Consider the following 569-nt stretch of genomic DNA (forward strand, 5'->3'; position numbering starts at 1 on the left):
CCGTTACCCAGAGATTGGTGGCCTACTTACCTTTGGTATTCCTTCTTTCAAATTGGAAAAAGGAGTCATGGAAAATCGTCGTCGGGTATTTACCGAAATGGGCGTTGAGTTCCGCATGAATGTGGAAGTCGGCCAAGATGTGCAGATGCAAGAACTGCTTGATGAATACGATGCGGTTTTCTTAGGTGTGGGCACATACAAATACATGCGCGCGGGTTTGGAAAATGAAGACGCGCCGGGCGTTTATGACGCCCTACCATTTTTGATTTCCAATACCTATAAGGTTATGGAGCTAGAACATAACCAACCGTTTATCGATATGGCTGGCAAAAAAGTCGTAGTGCTTGGTGGTGGTGATACCGCGATGGACTGCGTGCGAACTTCGATCCGTCAAGGCGCATCTAACGTGATTTGTGCCTACCGTCGTGATGAAGAAAACATGCCTGGCTCCCGTCGAGAAGTGAAAAATGCCAAAGAAGAGGGCGTGAAGTTCATGTTTAACCTTCAGCCTTTAGGTATTGAGGTCGATGCGTATGGCAAAGTTTCAGGCGTGAAAGTGGTCAAAACTG

1 protein-coding gene is annotated in these 569 nt (G+C 47.1%); it reads left to right on the plus strand.

Going from position 1 to position 569, the window contains the following annotated elements; genetic code table 11:
• A partial coding sequence (locus R8N47_RS27225; protein WP_412034496.1) for an NAD-binding protein occupies positions 1–569 on the plus strand: 569 nt, incomplete at both ends.

This window comes from Vibrio sp. 2132-1 (assembly GCF_033344315.1).